Origin of the sequence: Dyella sp. AD56 (assembly GCF_002878475.1) — a bacterium.
Lineage (GTDB): Bacteria > Pseudomonadota > Gammaproteobacteria > Xanthomonadales > Rhodanobacteraceae > Dyella.
Window position 1 is genome coordinate 141,449 of the sequence record NZ_NRDP01000033.1, and the last position, 19,525, is coordinate 160,973.

General features: G+C 63.3%; 17 protein-coding genes and 1 other RNA gene. 4 read left to right on the plus strand and 14 right to left on the minus strand.

Annotated features, from left to right (window positions below; translation table 11 throughout):
• Positions 1-87: 87 nt before the first annotated feature.
• Positions 88-1,293: an enoyl-ACP reductase FabV gene (gene fabV / locus DyAD56_RS20660; RefSeq protein WP_102304709.1), complete on the minus strand. Its 1,206-nt coding sequence runs from the start codon at positions 1,291-1,293 to the stop codon at positions 88-90.
• Positions 1,294-1,551: 258 nt separating this feature from the next.
• Here fabV and DyAD56_RS20665 point away from each other — a divergent pair, with 258 nt between their 5' ends.
• The 4 genes from DyAD56_RS20665 to DyAD56_RS20680 all read left to right on the plus strand — a co-directional run bounded on the left by DyAD56_RS20665 (position 1,552) and on the right by DyAD56_RS20680 (position 5,109).
• A complete protein-coding gene (locus DyAD56_RS20665) occupies positions 1,552-2,871 on the plus strand; it encodes a porin (protein WP_158241411.1) in 1,320 nt (439 codons plus the stop codon).
• Between the two features lie 129 nt (positions 2,872-3,000).
• Positions 3,001-3,270 (plus strand): hypothetical protein, encoded by a 270-nt coding sequence (locus tag DyAD56_RS20670; RefSeq protein ID WP_102304711.1) that lies wholly within the window; start codon positions 3,001-3,003, stop codon positions 3,268-3,270.
• Positions 3,267-3,521 carry a hypothetical protein gene (locus DyAD56_RS20675; RefSeq protein WP_102304712.1) on the plus strand — a complete coding sequence of 85 codons (255 nt, stop codon included), beginning with the start codon at positions 3,267-3,269 and terminating at the stop codon, positions 3,519-3,521. The genes DyAD56_RS20670 and DyAD56_RS20675 overlap by 4 nt, the downstream gene beginning before the upstream one ends.
• A 16-nt stretch (positions 3,522-3,537) precedes the next feature.
• Positions 3,538-5,109 (plus strand): PepSY-associated TM helix domain-containing protein, encoded by a 1,572-nt coding sequence (locus tag DyAD56_RS20680; protein ID WP_102304713.1) that lies wholly within the window; start codon positions 3,538-3,540, stop codon positions 5,107-5,109.
• Positions 5,110-5,129: 20 nt separating this feature from the next.
• Here the strand turns inward: DyAD56_RS20680 and DyAD56_RS20685 are convergent, their stop codons facing one another.
• From DyAD56_RS20685 to DyAD56_RS20745, 13 genes are all read right to left on the minus strand, one after another.
• Positions 5,130-5,447 carry an antitoxin Xre/MbcA/ParS toxin-binding domain-containing protein gene (locus tag DyAD56_RS20685; protein ID WP_233202777.1) on the minus strand — a complete coding sequence of 106 codons (318 nt, stop codon included), beginning with the start codon at positions 5,445-5,447 and terminating at the stop codon, positions 5,130-5,132.
• A gap of 291 nt (positions 5,448-5,738) precedes the next feature.
• Positions 5,739-6,059, minus strand: coding sequence for a hypothetical protein (locus DyAD56_RS20690; protein WP_158241412.1), 321 nt, complete (start codon positions 6,057-6,059; stop codon positions 5,739-5,741).
• Positions 6,049-7,401 carry an alpha/beta fold hydrolase gene (locus tag DyAD56_RS20695; RefSeq protein ID WP_102304715.1) on the minus strand — a complete coding sequence of 451 codons (1,353 nt, stop codon included), beginning with the start codon at positions 7,399-7,401 and terminating at the stop codon, positions 6,049-6,051. Before DyAD56_RS20695 ends, DyAD56_RS20690 begins: the two co-directional genes overlap by 11 nt.
• 126 nt (positions 7,402-7,527) lie before the next feature.
• Positions 7,528-9,099, minus strand: a complete 1,572-nt coding sequence (locus DyAD56_RS20700; RefSeq protein ID WP_102304716.1) for a phospholipase D family protein — start codon at positions 9,097-9,099, stop codon at positions 7,528-7,530.
• Between the two features lie 242 nt (positions 9,100-9,341).
• The gene (gene zipA, locus DyAD56_RS20705) at positions 9,342-10,382 is read right to left on the minus strand and encodes a cell division protein ZipA (RefSeq protein ID WP_102304717.1); all 1,041 of its coding nucleotides are present in this window, start codon (positions 10,380-10,382) and stop codon (positions 9,342-9,344) included.
• Between the two features lie 9 nt (positions 10,383-10,391).
• Positions 10,392-13,901, minus strand: a complete 3,510-nt coding sequence (gene smc, locus DyAD56_RS20710; protein WP_102304718.1) for a chromosome segregation protein SMC — start codon at positions 13,899-13,901, stop codon at positions 10,392-10,394.
• Positions 13,902-14,157: 256 nt separating this feature from the next.
• Complete coding sequence (locus DyAD56_RS20715; RefSeq protein ID WP_102304719.1) at positions 14,158-14,421, minus strand: BolA family protein; 264 nt, start codon at positions 14,419-14,421, stop codon at positions 14,158-14,160.
• Complete coding sequence (locus DyAD56_RS20720) at positions 14,418-14,723, minus strand: YciI family protein (RefSeq protein ID WP_102304720.1); 306 nt, start codon at positions 14,721-14,723, stop codon at positions 14,418-14,420. The genes DyAD56_RS20715 and DyAD56_RS20720 overlap by 4 nt, the downstream gene beginning before the upstream one ends.
• A gap of 83 nt (positions 14,724-14,806) precedes the next feature.
• Complete coding sequence (locus DyAD56_RS20725; protein WP_102304721.1) at positions 14,807-16,072, minus strand: YCF48-related protein; 1,266 nt, start codon at positions 16,070-16,072, stop codon at positions 14,807-14,809.
• Positions 16,073-16,157: 85 nt separating this feature from the next.
• A non-coding RNA gene (locus DyAD56_RS20730) (sX9 sRNA) lies at positions 16,158-16,233 on the minus strand.
• A gap of 61 nt (positions 16,234-16,294) precedes the next feature.
• Positions 16,295-16,762 (minus strand): hypothetical protein, encoded by a 468-nt coding sequence (locus DyAD56_RS20735; RefSeq protein WP_102304722.1) that lies wholly within the window; start codon positions 16,760-16,762, stop codon positions 16,295-16,297.
• 4 nt (positions 16,763-16,766) lie between these two features.
• Entirely contained in the window at positions 16,767-18,287 is a 1,521-nt protein-coding gene (gene lysS / locus DyAD56_RS20740; RefSeq protein WP_102304723.1) for a lysine--tRNA ligase, read from the minus strand.
• A gap of 51 nt (positions 18,288-18,338) precedes the next feature.
• The gene (locus DyAD56_RS20745) at positions 18,339-19,460 is read right to left on the minus strand and encodes a hypothetical protein (protein WP_102304724.1); all 1,122 of its coding nucleotides are present in this window, start codon (positions 19,458-19,460) and stop codon (positions 18,339-18,341) included.
• Positions 19,461-19,525 lie beyond the last annotated feature (65 nt).

Sequence of the window (19,525 nt, forward strand, 5' to 3'; positions counted from 1 at the left end):
CGGCAGCTTAGCGGGAGCGGGCGGCCTTGTATGCCTTGCCCGCGGATCGGGCCGGATGCCACTTAAGCGGCATCCGGCAACCAGCGATCAGAGCTCGACGACGTCGAAGCGACGATCCGAATTGACGTCTTCTTCGTAGTTCACATCGTTACGGCCGAAGCCGAACAGGCGCAGAAAGTCGCTCTTGTAGCCCGCGTAGTCGGTCAGTTCGTTGAGTGTTTCAGTGGTCACTGTCGGCCACAACGCCTTGCATTCCTTCTGCACGTCTTCGCGCAGCTCCCAGTCGTCCAAACGCAGACGGCCTTCGTTGTCGGTTTCCGGTGCCGTGTGATCCTTGCGGTACATGCGGTCGCGGAAGAGGCGATTGATCTGTTCGATGGTGCCTTCGTGGATGCCCATTTCCTTCATGACGCGGAAGGAAATGGCGATATACAGCGGCAGCACTGGAATCGCTGCGCTCGCCTGCGTCACCACCGACTTCATCACGCCCACGTAGGCGTCCAGATGCTCCGCCTTGTGCTCGGCAACCAGCTGCCTGGCGGTGTTGTCCAGGTGCTGCTTGGCCTGGCCTAGCGTGCCGTGCCAGTACATCGGCCAGGTGATCTCGGTACCGATATAGCTGTAGGCCACCGTTTTTGCGTGGTCGGCCAGCAGGCCGGCCTTGCTCAGCGCGTCGATCCAGAGCTTCCAGTCCTCGCCACCCATCACGGTGACGGTGTCCTTAATCTCCTGCTCGGTCGCCGGTTCCACCGACGCCTGCACCACCGTGTCGCGATTGGTGTCGATCGAGTTGGCCGTAAAGGTCTCGCCGATGGCCTTGAGCGCCGAACGCACCACTTCGCCCGTATCCGGCAGCTTGCGCACCGGCGAGGCGAGCGAATAGACGACAAGATCGATCTTGCCGCCCATCTCGTTCTTGATCATCTCGATGGCGCGCTCGCGGGTTTCGTTCGAGAACGCATCGCCATTGATGGAGCGGCTATACAGGCCCGCGTCCTTGGCGAACTTGTCGAACGCAGCCGAGTTGTACCAGCCCGCCGTGCCGGTCTTGGTGTCGCTGCTGGGCTTCTCGAAGAACACACCCAGGGTGGCCGCACCGTAACCGAAGGCCGCCGTAATGCGCGAGGCGAGGCCATACCCGGTGGAGGCGCCGATCACCAGCACGCGCTTGGGGCCTTCGCCCAGATCACCCTGCGCCTTGGTGATGTTGATCTGTTCGAGCACGTTGCGCTCGCATCCGACCGGATGGGCCGTCACGCAGATAAAACCACGCACCTTGGGATTGATGATCACTCGAAGACTCCTGAGAGGGCATTGCAAACCGTCATATTAACCTGCGCGCCTTGCCATGCGCTTCCGTAGGGAGCTTCGTTCCCGGGGTCAGCTCGCCCGTTTACCGACAGCCGAAAGAGACGGCAAAGCAGTAATTTTGCGGTTCGCTCTTACAGACCAAAGCCTTACGATCCCGGCATTATGGACATGGGACGGCCGGGCGTGGAGCACTGGCGCGCAGGATCAATGGCGGCATGTGGCAAGAGGACGTCGGGCACCATGGTTGATAGCAGGCGCAAGACGCTGACAGGTCACGGCCTGGCGTCCATCGTTGCCGGCCTGGCCTGCGCCACTGCGGCAGGTTGTGTCCACCAGGCCCCGAAGACATCGACGCCCGTGGAGACGACGTTGCAAGCTCCGACTCCGGCGCAGGTGCCCTCGGCATCGACGGTGGGCGATGGCAGTGCCACGGTGGATGCCCTGCGCCAGTTGTCGCTGATGCGCCCCTTCGAAGGCGGCATCGACACCCCGTTGACTCATATGCAGATCCACGGCTACGTGATGATCGATGCGGCCAACCACAACGGAGGGGGCGGACTTGGCCATACCGACTTCAGCCTTCGGCGCGCCGACATCATTCTCGAGCGTGAACTGAAGTTCGGCTGGCTGTTTTATTTCGATGGCCAATTGAACGACGGTCACGTGGAGCTGAAGAACGTCTACGTGCGCAAGAAAACGCAGTACCTCGGCGCTATCACCATCGGCAACCAGCAAGAACCCTTCGGGCTCGAGCAGTACGGCAGCTTCCGCAACACCACCTTCCTCGAACGGGCGACGACCAACGCACTGGCCCCCAGCCGCAGCGTCGGCATCGCTTCCAGTGATTTTCATGGCCCATGGGTGTGGAGCTACGGTTTTTTTACCGCCGGCCCCCGTGACGAGGGTCGCGAGCAGCGCGGCGCGGCATTGACGGGTCGTCTGGCGCACATCTTCCAGACCGATGGCGGCATCTATCACTTGGCGACCTCCTACTCGACCCGCCGATTCGGCCCTGGCAACGATCAACGATTCGACTCACCGCCTGAAGTCGCCTTGCAATCCGGCCCCGATTTTCTCGACACCCATAGCATTCCCGGCTCCAACCGGGTGCAGCGCTACGGCCTGGAAGCGGCTCATGTCAGCGGCCCATTCTCTTGGCAGGCCGAGTACATGGAGACCCATCTAGAACGTAGTGACGGCCTGCCCTCGCTACGGTTTCGCGGCTGGTACGGCTATGCCAGTTGGATGCTCACCGGCGAAAGCCGTAACTACAACGAGAGCAATGCGACATTCGGGCCGGTCGTGCCCCATGCGTCATGGAACGGGCACGCCGGTGGTGCGCTGGAAGTAGGCGCACGTTTGAGCATGACTGACCTCAACGATCGCGACATCAGCGGCGGCAAGGAAACCAATGTCACGGTCGGCATTAACTGGTACCTGGACAAATCCGTGCGTCTCTCCGCCAACCTGGTACACGCCATTGATCTGAACAAGCCAGGCAATCCGGACAGTGGCACGCACCCAACGGCCATCGTGGGTCGCTTCCAGTACCAGTTCTGAGGCGTTCTTCAACGCTGCTCGGTTATGCATCCATCGCAAGCTACCTGCGGTTCGCGGTTGACAGTTCCGCCATCAAATGAGAATAATTCTCAATATTGAGATGCAAAACCCCCGCGTCTAGGCCCCGATGTGATCACCCTGCTTGCCCTGTTATTGACCCTGTCGGGCGCTGCGCTGATCTACCTCGCCAGCGCCCAGCAGCGACTGCGTGCGTCTAGCCTGCCAGCCGTGGCAAGGCTGACTGGCTGGTTGTTCGTGGCTGGCGGCACGGCCTGCTGGTGGTACGAGGCCGGCATGGGTGCGGGCATTACAGCCGCCCTGACGATGCTGATGCTCTGCTGGGTCGCCCTGCCCTACGCGGCGTGGTGGCGTACCGCGGTGAGGGACACCGTGGAATGATCGCCCGTTGCCTTGCCGGCACCCTGCTCGGCTTTCCGCTCGCAGCGTTGTTACTCGCCCTGTTGCTGCACATGTTGCCCAACCACGGCGACGCTTTTCTGATTCCCGCGCTGATCCTGTTCTTCCCCTTGTGGACGGTGTTTATGGCCGCTGCCTACATGTTCCGCAGCGGCCTTCGCGCATGGCTGATGATGGGGAGCGCCAACGTGACGGTGTTTGCCGTGCTGTGGCTACTGCGCCTGCCCGGCTGATACACGGACGTTCCTGATGAAAGCCTCCACCATCCGCACATTCCAAACGGTGCACACCTGGACGGGACTGCTCGCCGGGTTTGCCTTGTTCGTCGCGTTCTACGCTGGCGCGCTGACGGTATTCCACGACGACATCGCTGCGTGGCAGAACCCGCCCTGGCACGCAGTGGCCGACGCCAACGTGCCGATCGACACGCTCGTCGATCGCCTGCTCACGCGTCATCCCGATGCCCGCGATGACTTCGGCATCATCTTGGCGCACGACAGCTCGCACGCCGCCTACGCCTATTGGCAGGCAAAGGACGGCAGCCGCTTCGCCACCGCCAGCCAGGTGGAAGCGCCGCGCACAGAGGGCGCCGAGAACGAGCTCGCCGATTTTGTCTACGCGTTGCATGACTCGCTGGGTCTGCCAGTGGTCGGGCTGTACCTCATGGGCATCGTCAGCGTGCTGTATGGGCTAGCGTTGCTGTCGGGCATTCTGATTCACCTGCCGCAACTGGTGAAAGATCTTTTCGCCATGCGTGTGGGACGCAACATCAAGCGACTCTGGCAGGATGCGCACAACGCCATCGGCGTCATCAGCCTTCCGTTCCATGTGATCTTTGCGGTCACGGGCGCATTGTTCTGCCTGTTCACCATCACGCTCGCTGCGCTCAACACTGTCGCGTTCGACGGCAAGCTGTTCGAGGCGTTTGCCAAGGCGACGGAAACCACGCCAACCGTCACCGTCAGCGGCACGCCGGCCACCATGCTGTCCACCGATGCGCTGATCCAACGCGCCCGCGCCGAAGCCCTGAAGAACGGCGTGACTACGTTCGAGCCGGACTACATGCACTTCGTACACTACGGCGACCGCAATGCTGTCGCGGAAGTACGCGGGCTCTCGCAGCACACGCTGGGCTCCTACGGCACCGTGGCCATGTCCGCGCATGACGGCACCGTACTCGCCACGCATGTCGGTGACCGCTACAGCCTCAACGGCATCAGCTACGCCTCGCTGTTCGGCCTGCACTTTGGCAGCTTCGGCGGCCGCACGGTGCAGTGGCTGTACTTCATTCTCGGCCTTGCCGGCGCCTTCCTGTTCTATTCCGGCAATCTGTTGTGGATCGAGTCGCGCCGCAAGCGCCGACACCTCGACCAACCACGCAAGACGCTGGTCATGGCGCGAGCCACCATCGGCGTATGCATCGGCACCTGCCTGGCGATCAGTGGGGCATTCGTCGCGACCTGGATTGCCATGCGTCTTGGGGTCGAAGCGGCCATACCGCAACGCGTGGCGTGCTACGGGCTGTTCCTGGGGGCCTGCGCCTATGCCTGCTTGCGCCCCATCGCCAAGGCAACGATCGAATTGCTATGGACCACATCCGTGCTGACTATCGTGATGGCGGTGGTCGATCTGGCAGGCAATGCATCGGCCATGGCGCAGACGGGGTCTCCACTTGCATGGCGTATCCTTGGGGTGGACCTGACGGGCATCGCACTGGGCATCGTATTCGCGCTGTTCGCGCGCGCTGCGTCTCGGCGGGCACGCACCGGCGACGCCAACAGCGTGTGGGCCCTGCGAGACACGGCTCACGCCAAGCCCTGATTCCTCAGCCACAAACCGGCTCAGTACGCCATGCGCGCTGAGCTCATGCGTGCCGATGCGGGCGCATCGCTCAGCAGCGCAATCTCGTCCCAGACGGTGTCCTCCTCGCCATCGGCGAGCAGTTCGTACGCGGTGCGCCCACTAAAGGCGTTCTGGTGACGGCACATCCAGCGCACTGCGCGCTGACGCTCGCCGAGGCTCTGCACCAGCATGGCCGCCAGCGTGCCATGACGCTGCTCGAGCACGACAAACGCCCGCTCCATCACATCGTCCCGCAACGCGTTGATCTGGGCTAGCTCCGTGGCGACATCCTGAAACCTGATCGTAACCTTGCGCATGCGTTCACTCCCTTTTTCCTCCACGCCGTCAGATCACGTCGTCCGGGTCGCCGCCGCCTCGGCGTGAGAGCAGCGCCTAGACTCCTATCGCTCTTCCCTGAGCCTCGCAGTGCTCGATGCATGGTGCCTACCCACTCGAGCGGGCGCTCACCATGCGGCCCGATCATGCTCAAGCAAATGCTGAAATTGCGTGAATTCGAAGGCTTATCCATCTACGACTTTTGGGGTGTGTCCGAACGATGCGGACCCCACCTATGACAGAGCCGGCAGCCGCCTGCCGACTGCCGCGCATCAAGGCTGACGCAGAATCTCCACGATCTTCTCCAGCACTTCGTCGTTGAGGTAAAGCTGGTGGCCGTCCTTCACGATAGTCGTCGAGGTGGCGCCCGGAATCAGCGCACTGGCCAGCGGCACAAAGCCGTCGCTGGGCGGATGCGTGCCGGGTAAGTGGCCTGCGAAGGTGTAATAACGCACGCCCGGCACGGGCATCAGCGACTGGGCCGCGCGGCTGACCGGCTGCGTGGAGCGCAGCGTGCTGATGCTACTGAGACCGTTGCGCTCGTAGTCCTCCGCCAGCAGCGGGTTTTCGTGGCTGCGGTTTTCAGCCGCCACGCGGAGCAAGGCATCCAGTTCCGGCGTATGCGCGTGTATCACGCGCTGCGCCAGCCAACCAACGACGCTGTCGACGTACGGGCTGCCCAGGTGCGGCGACGCCAGGAAAAAACGCCCGCGTCACCCCGGGGTAGGCCTGGAAGCGGGTGACCGACTCCAGCGTGGCGATGTCCGTGGGCGCACCGTGCAACTGATCGGGTGGGATATCGAACACCGCATTCCACACGACATCACCGCTGTTGGACACCAGCAGCCGCGAGATCACGCCACCCATGCTGTGGCCGATCAGCACCATGTTCTGGTGCGCTGGCGCTGTGCCCTCGGGATCGAGGATGTGCCACGCGTTATCCATCATGCGCTGCACGTATAAGCGGTCGAGCAACAGGGGCGTGTTGGTCGGATAGACGACGTGCCACACCTGATAACGGTTGCGCAGTTCGGGCGAGCCGTCGATAAGGTTGGTCAGCTTCGCCCAAATCATGGGGCTGCGCCCCAGCCCGTGCACCATGATCAGCGGTGTCTTGGCCGGGTCGTAGTCTTCCAGCAGATAGAGCCCCTGGCGCTGCGCGAATTCATGGCCGCCGATAAGGCTCCACACCGCTGCACGGTTGATGTGCGAACGATCGAACAGGGCAGCGTAAGGGGCCGAGAAATCCGCCGCCAGCGGCACATCGCGGTGACCGATGGTGATCGCCGGATGCTTGCGCGTGCCAGCCACCACCAACTGCGCAACACCGTCGTCACCAGGCTCCACCCAGGCAGTGAGCGCCCGCGTCACGCCATCGGGCGGGTCGAGCACGCAGATGGGCCGGTCATGGCACTGCGCCTGCCATCCCACCAGGGCCACGCCGTAACCCGGTGACGTGTAACGTTCGCCCATCACGACGGGAACGGTCACCTCGTCAGCACGCGCCAAGGCCAGCGGACCATCGTCCAGACTGCTCGGCAGATCGCGGAACACCACCCGTACCGACTCATCCAAGACCTGGATGGTGTGGGGGCGCCAGGCTCCAGGCTCCTGGTCCAGCAAGTAACCCATCAGCTGGTGCGTGCAACCATCGGCAATGGATTGGGCTTCCGCCTGGCGTGCGGCCTCGTCCGAATCCGACGCTCGATAGGCTGCCACGGCGCAGCGCAGCCAGTTGCGCGCGGCAATGTCCCGTCGTTGGGTTTCCGCAGTGTCGTGCCACAGTCGGCGAGCGACGAGCAGCTGATCCTCTTTCGGGGGACCCGCGGGTCGCAGCGTTCCGCTGCACGCCGCCAACAAGGCCACGCCGACAACCCAGCCGGTGCGCCACCAGCGGTGCGAGTGCGGTTTGCCAGGAACACGTGAACCGCGCATGCAGGCACTCGTTACCGGACAGGTGGCAGCCAATGCAGACCTGTCTGGACAGGCCCGCAGCCAAAGGAACGCCGCGTCACGCTACGCCATTCGCCCGCTTGATGCATCTCCCACCCTGCTGCGCTGTCAAAGCAGACTTTCGATCGGCAACAGACCGCCCATGTTCACCTTGAAACGACGCCACCAGCTGGTATCCGGCGCATGGTCGTAGCGGATCATGGGTTGGTCCGGCTCCTTGCCCTGCCAGTACACGCGCCCCTTGTCGTCCAGTTGCACCTGATAGCTGTGGATGGGCTTGGTGGCGTCGGCGAAGATCGCCAATAGTGCGTGGGCAAGCACGGGCGAATCGACGATCACGCCGTCTTCGGTGTTCAGGTGCATGGAACGCGGATCCAGATTCATGGAACCGACGAAGGCATGTTGCTCATCCACCACCATCGCCTTGGCATGCAGGCTATTGCTGCCCGTGGACGAGCCGAAGAAATGACTGCTGTGCCGGCCGCGCCGCGCATCCGGCTTCAACTCGTAAAGCTCTACCCCGGCCTTGAGCAGCGGCACCCGATACGACGCATAGGCTTGGTAGACATCGCCGGCATCCGTGGACGCCAGCGAATTGGTCAGCACCTCGATCGTCACGCCGCGCTCGCGCATGCCTTGCAGATAGGCCACGCCCTTGGTGCCGGGGATGAAATACGGGGAGATCAGGGTAAGACGATGCTGTGCACTATCCAGCCAGGCACGGATCTCGGGCGCCATGTGCAAGTCCTTGCTGTCCGCCGCTGGATTGCCCTTGTCCGGGTCGTCGGCCAGATAGGTCGTTGGCCCCCAGGCCCAGTCGGTCGCGGGCACCTCATGCGCCAGGTCGCCCACGCGGGCTACCAGGCTCTGCGCATAACTGCTCTGACTGAACTGGCGTGCATTGGCCGCCATGGTCTTGCGTAGTTGGGCCAGCTCCCCGGGGCCGGGCGTGCGGCGATGGAAGGCGCCGATCGGATACGACTGATCGCTGTTCCAGTAGCGGTCGAACATCTGCCCCACCTCCGCCACCACCGGACCGACGGTCAGGACGTCCAGATCGCGGAAATTGAGGGTGTCGTTGGCGTCGAAATACTCATCGCCGATGTTCCTGCCACCGACGATGGCCATCGCCCCGTCGGTAATGAACGCCTTGTTGTGCATGCGGCGGTTGAGTCGCGAGAAATCACCAGCAAACTGTTTGCCCATGCCCCACAGCGACGGATTCCGTTCCAGGAACGGGTTGAACAGGCGGATCTGGATATTCGGATGGCCATCCAGGATACGCAGCACGTTGTCGTTACCCGCTACGTGCAGATCATCCAACAGCAAGCGCACGCGCACGCCACGGTCGGCCGCCGCCAGCAGGCGTTGCGCCAGCAGCCCGCCGGTGGCGTCGCTATGGAACATGTAGTACTGCAGGTCCAGCGAGTGCATGGCGCGATCCGCCAGCGCGATGCGGGCCAGCAGTGCATCGTTGGAGTCGCTGATGAGGCGCACGCCGCTGTCGCTGCCGTGTCCCGCGGTGATGCGGGCGGCATACCCCACCAGCGGTGCATCCGGCTTGGCCGGCAGGACGGTACTTGGGACGCGCGGATAATCGGGACGCAGGTCCGAATGGGTGCAGCCGGCCAGCGCCAGCAACCCAAGACAGGCAAGGCGACGCAACAAAGTGCAGGCCATGTTCCCTCCGTGGATTGGACTCTGTCCGAGGCGGGGAGCCAATGCAACAGCGGCGTTCGACCCGGCGCCTGATGCCACATGCCACTTAGCCTCACCTACTCGTCATTCCGGCGCAGGCCGGAATCCAGTAGCCGAATCGATAGGTCTTCGCTTCAGTGTTACAGGCCCGAACGGTATCTCGATAGTCCAGCATGGCCGCCACTGGATTCTGGCCTGCGCCGGAATGACGGGCTAGGGAGAGCTCACCGGCCGAAGGTGATTTCCTTGCCTTCGTGGTCGCGGTCCCAGCCGCGCAATTCGTCGCGGATGTGCGCCACGCGCTGGCGCCCCAGGGCATTGCGTTCCTCGTCCAACACTTGGCCATCGAGCAACTCAGCCAAGCGCTGGGCCGTGGGCAGCATGGCGTCCCACGCGTCCAGCGCAGAGATCGGCGCCGGCAACGTCATGAAGAAGCTCAGGCCCGGCGTGCGCATGGCGTCGACACGGGTCACGTCGAAGTTACCGGGCTTGACCATATTGGCCACGCTGAAGATCGGCCCCAGTTCGCGCTTGCCATCCACCAAGCGGTGGTAGATGCCCATGTCACCGAATTCCAGGCCGGCCTTCTCGGCGGCGACGATCAGGTCGGCGCCATTGAAAATGCTGCCCTCGCGCGCCACCACAAACAACGTGACGATGCGTTCGACCGGCATACGCTCCGGTCGACGGCCAACGTCAGAACGCGGCGCGACGCGAGGCGCTTCCGGCTCAGGAGCCGGTGCCGGTGCCGGTGCCGGTGCGGGCGCCGACGCTGCCAGCGGCTCGGGTTCCGATGCACGCGGCAGGTGGACGTGGTCCGCACCCGTCGCCTGCGCCAGGCTCTGCTCGAACTGCTCGGGCGGCGCGCGTAAAGCGTCGACGATGGACGCGGCCATACCCTGCGGCTTGCCGATCGTTGCAGGCTCCACGCGGCCCTTGTCACCGGCGAGCGTGGCACCGAGGCGTTCCAGCTCTTCGCGCAAGCCGACATCCAGCTCGCCCTGCTTCGGGTTGCGAACATCCAGCGGATCCATGTGGAAGTCGTCTCGTGCGTTGAATGCGGGCTCATCGAGCGCCTCGCCTTCTCCGCCGAAGGTCGGGTCGCGACGCTCACCTGCCGCACTCGCCACCACGCGCCGCTTGCCTTGCTCTTTCCTCGGTTGGCCGAACAACCACATCGCCGCGAGGACGATCAAGCCAAGAATAAACATCGGAATGCCAACGGCGGCATTCCAGGCAAAGGCAAGTACGGGTTGCGCGGTCATATCAAATCCTCAAGCTGCGCCCGCAAGTTTAGCTGCTTCGGCAAGATCCACCTGCACCAATCGCGACACGCCCGGCTCGCGCATGGTCACGCCGCATAGCTGGGAGGCCGCTTCCATAGTGGCCTTGTTATGACTGACGAAGATGAACTGCACCTTCTCGCTCATCTCCTTCACCATGCTGGAGAAGCGGCCCACGTTGGCCTCATCGAGCGGCGCATCCACCTCGTCCAGCAGGCAGAACGGCGCAGGATTGAGGCCGAAGATAGCGAACACCAGCGACACTGCGGTCAATGCCTTTTCGCCACCAGAGAGTAGCGTGATGTTAGACACGCGCTTGCCGGGCGGGCGCGCCATGATGGCCACGCCGGTATCGAGCAGGTCGTCGCCGGTCAGCTCCAGATAGGCATGACCGCCGCCAAACAGGCGCGGGAACAGTTCCTGCACGCCAGCGTTGACGCGATCGAAGGTCTCCTTGAAGCGCTGGCGCGTTTCGCGATCGATCTTCTTGATCGCCGCCTCCAGCGTTTCCATGGCGCTGACCAGATCGGCGAGCTGGTTGTCGAGATAGGTCTTGCGCTCGCTCTGTTCTGCATGCTCCTGGATCGCGGCAAGGTTCACCGGCTCCAGCCGAACGATCTTCTGGCCGATGTCGACCAACTGCGTTCGCCATTGGCTGGCATCGGCGTCTTCCGCCAACTCCGCCAGCAGAGGCTCCAGCTCGAGACCGGAAGCGACGATGGCCTCGGCCAACTGCTCGGCGCGCAATTGCAGTGCCTGTGCGGCGAGACGCTTCTGCGAAAGGCCTTCGCGCAGCCCGTTGAGCAGATGCTCGACGCGCTGACGCTCCTGCTCCAGGCGGCGGAATTCGCCATCGCAGTCTTCCAGCGCGCGGCGCGCTTCCACCAACTGCTTGTCGACCAAAAGGCGTTGATCGAGATAGGTCTGGCGCTCGGCTTCCAGCTCGGCGATGGGGTCGGAGCCTGCCGCCAGCTGTTCGGCGATTTCGGTGCGACGTGCCTCGATCTGGCGCAACTGAGCGTCCATACGCGCCAGCGACTGCTCCAGCGAGGTCAGCGAGGAGCGCTTGGACTCCATCGACAGCGCCAATGCATGCGCCTGATCGGCCGCCTCGCGCACGTTCATGCGTGCTTCTTCACGGGCCTCAAGCAGTGCGCGACGTTCGTTCTCCAGCTCGCGGCGCTCATCTTCCAGATCGCCCATGTAGCCGACGGATTCGTCCAGGCGCGCACGCGCTTCGCGTGTCTGCGTTTGCAGCTCGTCAAGCTGGGTGACCAGGTCAACGATTTCGCCGGTCACTTTTTCCGCGCGGGCGCGGGCTGTTTCCATCTTGCCGCGATGGCTTTGCAGTTGCCCGGCCAGTTCTGACTGTCGGCGATGTGCGTTGTACAACTCGCGCTGCGCATCGTCGCGCGCGCGTTCGGCCTCGAACTTGTTCGTGCGCAGGTCGTCCAGCGTGTTGGTGGCCTCTTCGATGCGGTCTTCCAGCACGAGGATCTGTTCGGCCAGCGTGCGCATCTCGCGTTCGCGTGCCAGCACGCCCACCTGATTGCCCTGCGCGCGACGCACGCGTGCCCAGCCGGGCCCCATCCATTCGCCATTGCGCGTCATCACCGACTGGTACGGCGCCAGCGCGGAAAGGCCCGCAACGACTTGATGCGCGTGCTCGATGGAATCGGCGGTCAGCACATGATTGAGAATCGACAGCGCAGCTGCCGGACCACGCACATGCGCCGCCAGCGTGCCTGCCGTGTTGGCACCGCCTTCCGCGATGTTGATCAGGGCGACGTCTGCATTTTCCAGCGCGCCGAATTCCGCCGCGAGCGCGTGCGATTCGTCCACCAGCACGGCATCGAGGAAGCCGGCCAGTGCCGTTTCAACCGCGGTTTCCCAGCCGGCCTCAACCTGCAGCGACTCGCCGAGACGACGCGACTTGTCCAGCCCCAGCCGCGTCAGCCAGCCGCTGGCCGCACTTTCTTCCTGGCCCAGCGCCGCATGCTGCAGTGCCTCCAGCGAGGCCTGACGGCCACGCGCGGTCTGCAACTGCTGGCGTGCCTCGTTGAGCGCGGACTGCACCTGGCGCTCTTCGTCCTGCACCTTCTCGTGCGCCAGCTTGTGCTGATCCAGCAGGCTGCCCAGCGATTCCACGCGCTCGCGCTGCGTGTCGTGTTCGGTATCCAGCTGTTCGGCGGCGGCATCGAGCGCGGCGATGTCGGTGGCTTTCTGTTCGGCTTCCAGCGTCTCGCGGCGACGCGACAGGTCGACGGCCTGACGGTCGAGGTAATTAAGCTTGGTGCGCTCCACTTCTGCGGCACGGCTGGACTCGCCTGCGGTGCGTGTATGCACATCCCAGCGCTGCTGCCAGTCCGCCAGCTTGGTTTCGGTTTCGCGCAGCGACTCAGAGGTGTCGTCCTGCATCTGCTGCAACGCTTCGAGCTTGGGCTCACCTTCGGCCAGCGCCATGCGCAGCGTTTCCACCTGCGCGCGGTCATTACCAATATGTTCGGCCAGTTCGGCGTGTTCGCGTTCGGTCTCGCCCTGCGTACGCTGCAGGCGGTCGGCGGTTTCGCGATTGAAGCGAACCTGCTGCTCCACGCGGGCGATCTCGGCGCCGACCTTATAGACCTCCGCCTGCACCTTGTTCAGATGCTCGGTCGCTTCGGTGTGGCGCTCACGCACCGTCTCCATCTGCGCCTCGTGATGGCGCTGCTGGGCGACGTGCTTTTCGATCTCCACCTCAGCCGCGTTGAGGCCCGAGCCTTCCTTGTCGTGCTGACCCTTCAGGCCGCGGTACTCGAGTGCGCGTAGTTCGGCTTCCTTACGGGTCTGCTCTTCCTTCAGGGCCTTCCAGCGCTCGGCGGCGCGAGCCTGCCGGTTGAGGTGTTCGAGCTGCTTGTCCACCTCATCTCGCACATCGCGCACGCGGTCGAGGTTTTCGCGGGTGGCCTTGATGCGGCTCTCGGTTTCCTTGCGGCGCTCTTTGTACTTGGAGATGCCAGCGGCTTCCTCCAGATGCATGCGCAGTTCGTCGGGTGCCGCCTCGACGATCTGGCTGATCATGCCCTGCTCGATAATCGAGTAACTGCGCGGGCCCAGGCCGGTGCCGAGGAACAGGTCGGTGATGTCGCGGCGGCGGCAGCGCGCGCCATTGAGGAAATACGCCGATTGACCGTCGCGCGTCACCTGGCGCTTCACGGAAATCTCGGCGTACTGGCCGTACTCGCCCTGGATGGTGCCGTCGCTGTTGTCGAAGATCAGTTCGACCGTCGCCTGACCCACCGGCTTGCGCGCGTTGGAGCCGGAAAAGATCACGTCCGTGAGCGAATCACCGCGCAGACGGCTGGCCGCGCTCTCGCCCATCACCCAGCGGATGGCGTCGATGATGTTGGACTTGCCACAGCCGTTGGGACCTACCACGCCGGTCATATTGGTCGGCAAATGCAGAGTGGTCGGGTCCACGAAGGACTTGAAGCCGGCGAGTTTGATCGTGGTCAGGCGCATGCGGGCGTCAGCAGCCAAATAGGTGAGGCCCGAGGGAAATCGGGCGATGGGTCACTGTGCCAAACGCAGGTCCCTGCCGCAATGCGTTCGGTGACTATGTTTCACTTTAACACTGACGTGTAAGCCAATGTTATGAAAGCGTTTCTATAGAAGAGATTATCGACCGCTCCGGCAGAGGCGGTCGATGGTCGAGCCCCGGGTCACCGACTGGTCAAAAAATGACCAGCTCTGGACCTATCAAGGGCACCCGGGCCGCTTATTCGCCCGGGGCCTTCGCATCGATGGAAAGCGCATGGATGCCGTTGTCCATCAGGCCCTGCAGGGCGGCGTACACCAGGCGGTGCCGTTTGATCGACAACTGGCCCGCAAAGGCCGCGCTGACGACGCGCACGTGGAAATGCCCCTTCCCTTCGTTGGCGTGTCCTGCGTGCTTGTGACCCTCGTCCAACACCTCAAGGGCAATGGGATCGAGCGCCTGCTGCAGGCGCTCGCGGATCTGCTCCACCATGGCCGCGCTCATGCCGGCGGCAACGCCTTGCGGAACGGTTTGATGCTGACGCCGGCGTAGACGCCGGCCGCCACGTACGGATCGTCCTTGGCCCAGGCTTCCGCCTCTGCCTGCGACGGGAACTGAGCAAGGATCAGGCTACCGGTGAAACCCGCCGGGCCCGGGTCTTCCGATTCGATGGCGGGAAAGGCGCCCGCCACCAACAGGCGGCCTTCGTCCAACAGCTTCTGCAGGCGCTCGATATGGGCCGGCCGGGCCGCCTTGCGCTTCTCCAGCGAATCAGGGACGTCGGTACCGACGATGGCGAACCACATGGCGAGCTCCTGCTGAGGTCAATCGCTGAGTTTAGCCGACTATGCTGCGGGGCACCTGCGTATCGGCCCCCGAAAGTCCGCGGTTACGGCTGCAGCGGCCAAGACAGCAGCAGAGGTGATGAATCCAGCGACATCGCTGCCTCGCTCCCGCCCGGCCGAGGCGACGCCACGGCCCCCGCGCCCGCTGCCCAGGCACGCTCGCGACCCAACGACAGTCCCCACAACTCAACGCCTTGCAACTTGCCCTGAGAGGCCTTCACCACATCCATCCACAACGCCCAATGCCGTCCGGCATCGCTGCTGTGGAAGATCAGGCCATCGCGGGTCAACAGCCAACCCTGCTGGGCATCGCGCATCAGTAGTTGGGTGACGGCGATCCTTTCCGACGTATCGACGTTCGCGGGCACGGCAAGTTCGGCTGCCTCCCAGTGCACGCCACCATCCGTTGTGCACCAAACCTTATAGCCACCGCCGATACAGCCGTGCGCAGCGTCGCTGAAACTCAGGCCCATCAGGTGGACTTCGCTGTCACCCAATGATACGGCGGTCCAATGCGCGCCTACATCATCGGTACGCAACACCGTTCCGCTGCTGCCCACGGCCCAACCGTGTTGCTTGTCGGTGAACTGCACGCGCTGTAGGGCAACGCCATCCAGCGGCTGCGCAACCCGCTCCCAAGTCTGCCCTGCGTCAGCGCTGCGCAGGATGCGCTGCTCGCCCACCACCACGCCATGCGTCGGGTCGGCAAAGGCGATCGCGTAAGCCGCGCCTTCGAAGGTCAGCGCCGCACGCTGCGGATCCTTATACGACGCGAAGGTGCGGTTGAAGCTTTCCCAGTGCTCGCCACCATCCCTGGTACGCAGGATCACCCCGGCACCGCCGACGGCAAAGCCGAGCTTGTCGTCCAGGAAGGTGATCGCATTCAGAATGTCGGCAAACTCGGAATAGCTGGCGACATGCCATGTGGTGGCCGTATCGCTCGGCGCCGCGGCGATGGCCAGGCCCGGTCCACCGATGGCATAAAGACGCCCCGAAGGCTGCACCAGAATCCCATTGAAAGCCACGTGGCTTCCGGTAAGCGAGGTGACCACTGCCGAATGCCCGCCAGCCTGCAAGGGCAGGTCGACGCGCGTCGCGTCGACGGCCGAAAACTCATAAGGATTCAGCGGATCGTGCAGGTTCGCGCACTCCGCAGCGCGGGCGTCTTCTTTGCAATAGGTATAAGCCGATGGCGCCGGCGTGGGTGCATTGGCACTGGCCGATGCGCCCTGCCCGGATTGATCGTGTGCCTGACAGGCACACAGTCCGCATGCAACGGCGAAAGCAAAGCACAAGCGCAATGCCACCATGGCGTCATCCTTAAAGCCGCTAGAGAGGCCTGGATGGTAGCGCAGCCAACCACCGCATTCCCGTGCGGCGAAACCCTGTTAGAGCCGCTAACAAAACGTAGCGAGCGGCCGTCAGACGGGTGCGGACGGCGCGGAGGAGCCGGAGTGTACTCGTCGTACATGAGGATTCCGAGCACCGACCGCGCCCGTCTGGCGGCCGCGCAGTAGTTTTGTTAGTGGCTCTTAATTGATGGGCTGGAAATCGCCATCCGCCAGATCCAGTGCATCGGTGGTCAACTGGCCACTGGCGCGATCCAGCTTAAACGAGAACAGGCGTGGCGACGTATTGGGGTCGCCGCCGCACTTGGCATCATGCTTCTCGTGCACGTCGATATCGACCGTAGCGCCATCGGAATCATCGACCATGTAGTCGAGGCATTCGTCCTTCAGCGAGGTGAGCTTGTGCTTCCTGATCACCACGCTCACCCGCTCGATCACGGCATCGTCGGCGTCCGCATCGGCGTCGGTCCCCGCCGCACTGGCGGCAGTTGCCGGCATCGCCACCGTGGCGGCGGGCGCGGGCGAAGCCGCGCCTTCCGTATGATCGTCCTGCGATTGCGAGGGCGACGAGCACGCCCCCAGCACCAGAATGACCAGACCCGCCCCGAACAGGCCGGGCAATGTGTTCCGCGGCAAGGAGCGAGTCGTCATCGGCTTATGCCTCCGGGCGCATGTACGGGAACAACAATACGTCGCGGATCGACGCGGAGCCAGTCAGCAGCATCACCAGACGGTCGATACCGATACCGAGGCCGCCCGTCGGCGGCAGGCCCACTTCCAGTGCGCGAATGTAATCGGCGTCGAAGTGCATGGCTTCGTCGTCACCGGAGACCTTGGCTTCCACCTGCTTTTGGAAGCGGGCGGCCTGGTCTTCCGGGTCGTTCAACTCGGAGAAACCGTTGGCCAACTCCTTGGCATTGACGAACAGCTCGAAGCGGTCGGTGATACCTGGATTCGTGTCGCTCTCGCGCGCCAGCGGCGAGACTTCCACCGGGTGATCGGTGATGAAGGTCGGCTGGATCAGGGTGTGCTCCACCGTCTTCTCGAAGATCTCCAGCAGCAGGCGACCCCAGCCAAACCCACTCTTCACCTGGCAACCCAGGCGCTTCGCGTGTGCGGCCATGGTGTCGCGGTCGCGCAGTTCTTCGCGGCGGATTTCTGGGTTCAACTCGAGCACGGCGTCTGCCATGCTCCAGCGGCGGAATGCCGGGCCAACATCGATCTCGTTGCCTTCCCACACCAGCTTGGTGGTGCCGATGACATTCTTCGCCGACTCGCGGATCACCTCTTCGGTGATGTCCATGATCTCGGTGTACGTGGCATACGCCTGATACAGCTCAAGCATGGTGAACTCGGGATTGTGCCGCGTGGACACGCCCTCGTTGCGGAAGTTGCGATTGATCTCGTACACGCGATCGAAGCCGCCGACCACCAGGCGCTTCAGGTACAACTCCGGCGCCACGCGCAGGTAAAGATCCATATCCAGCGCGTTGTGGTGCGTGACGAACGGACGCGCGGTGGCGCCACCCGGGATCACGTGCATCATCGGCGTTTCCACTTCCATGAAGCGGCGCGGCTCGGCTTCGAGCCACTTGCGGATAAAGCCGATGATCTTGGAGCGCTGCGCGAAGGTGCGGCGCGCTTCCTCGGTGACAATCAGGTCAACGTAACGTTGGCGATAACGCTGCTCCACGTCGGCCATGCCGTGGTGCTTGTCCGGCAGCGGGCGCAAGCTCTTGGTGAGCAGGCGCAGCTTTTCCACCTTCACCGACAGCTCGCCGGTGCGCGTGCGCATAAGCACACCTTCAGCGCCCACGATGTCGCCCATATCCCAGGTCTTGAACGCCTTGTAGGTGTCCTCGCCCACCGTGCCCTGGTGGATGAACAGCTGGATGCGGCCGTTGACGTCCTGCATCTGCACGAAGGCAACCTTGCCCTGGTCACGCTTGAGCATCACGCGGCCGGCGACTTTTACGTGACGACCCAGCGCTTCGATGGCTTCCGCTGTCCACTTCTCGGCATCGGCGAACTCGGCCTGCAAGTCACCGGTGAACGCATCGATCTTGTAGTCGTTCGGAAAGGCCACGCCCTGCGAACGCAGTACTTTCAGTTTCTCGCGACGCTCGGCGATCAGCTTGTTCTCGTCGATGGGCAGGGTTTCGTTCGATTCGCTCATGATAATTCCGTGGGTGGAGATGCCGGCGAAGGCACCGCGTGTCTGGACGACTCAGTTGCCAAACAGCGCTGGGTTGTTCTTTTTCAGGATGCCATAGGGGATGAACGACCACTCGGGATTGTCGCAGGCTTTCTGGACCCGTGCGAAATAGGCCCCGACATACATACCCTTGGCAGTCAGGTACCACGACCCGAACTTCCAGACGTCCGGATCGGCATAGTTGCAACCGTCCTCGTCGCCAACCGGCTTCATCTCTTGCGGGTAGAGCCGCCCGAGCAGCTTCACCATGGCAGGGCCGAACACCTTGTCGTGATACTTCATCCAAGCATCTGAATTCGGGGCGGGCTTCGCACCCGTGCCAAGCCAGTACAGATCTTCTTGCGTCAGCTGCTTGCCGGTCTGCGCGTCGATGGTGGTGCCGCCCGTCGCGAAATCCGGATGCGCCGCACCCGCACAAAACCAGCTGCTTGAAACGGCGTAGCTCACGAAGCGGTCGTTCAGGAAATAGTCCGAGACCTGCATCGTGTCCGTACCTGGCTTGCCGGTCTCATCGGAGCAACCGAAATAGCCGCTGAGATTCCCGTAGAAGTCGCTTTCGATCACGGTATTGATGGAAGCCATGACCGCTTCCGGGTAACCACTCACCACGCGGAACATCGAAACCTTGGAGTGCGGCTCCGTGTACCACTGGATGACGTACTTGCCGCCGACGGTTTCCTTCTTGCCAGGCACGAAGGTCAGGTCTGCCAGCTGCAGCTTCTCGTAGTCGCCCAACTCCCGGGGAAAATGCAGCCCGGACTGGGGTTCCGGCACCGATCCGGGTTGAACGATGTGCAGCTCCACCGGCAACGACTTGCCGTTGCCGCCCGTGAACGTGCCTTTCACGATGTCCTTGGTGCGGGTCAGCGCGAAGTGGTCGGCGTTCTTGTCGTCGGCGTCGAAAATCGCTGAGCTCAGCGCGTAATTCTGCCCGTCAACCTTCCCGCGCAATGAAATGTCCTGCTTGTACTTCTCATAGAAATACGAGCCGGACGCCGTGCCGTCATCCGCGTCCAGTTTCATCACGACCGGGTACTTGCCCACGCTGCCACGCAGCAGCAGCGATTCCGCATGCAGGCCGCCAGCAAGCAAGCCAATCGCCAGCAGGAAAAACGAACGCGACGCTGCTCTCATGGCCTGTCCTTTAAAGCAGCCGAGCGGAGAACGCGTCGGCTGCCTGCGTGTTACATCCCATACCG